Source organism: Lactobacillus gallinarum DSM 10532 = JCM 2011, assembly GCF_001434975.1.
GTDB classification, from domain to species: Bacteria; Bacillota; Bacilli; order Lactobacillales; family Lactobacillaceae; genus Lactobacillus; species Lactobacillus gallinarum.
In genome coordinates this window covers 1-306 of sequence record NZ_AZEL01000060.1, presented here as the reverse complement: position 1 = coordinate 306, position 306 = coordinate 1, and the positions used below count along the sequence as shown (strand labels likewise).

The following is a 306-nucleotide window of genomic DNA, read 5'->3' as shown; positions in this document are numbered from 1 at the left end:
GTTACCTTTTGGGCGATGAAGGATATTTGGGCAAAAACCTGCATCAACGCTTAGAGCAAATGGGCTATACGCTTTGGACACCATATCTTAAAAACATGAAGAATGATCAAAAGCACAATAAGCACTATTTAATGGCACTCAGAAGGACCATCGAGAGTGATTTTTCGCTTTTGTCTTACTACAACGCTGAAAATAATCGAGCTAGAAGTTTAGCAGGTTTTCAAGAGAGACTCGAAGTTGCCATTTTAGCTTATAATATGGCATATTGTCTAGAACGATTTAACTAGCACCACGCGTATTTATAAT

At 37.9% G+C, this 306-nt stretch carries 1 protein-coding gene; it reads left to right on the top strand.

What is annotated here, in order from left to right; translation table 11 throughout:
• Positions 1-287, top strand: a 287-nt coding sequence (locus FC37_RS08220; RefSeq protein WP_156400670.1) for a transposase, incomplete at its 5' end; no start/stop codon positions are given.
• Between the last annotated feature and the right edge of the window lie 19 nt (positions 288-306).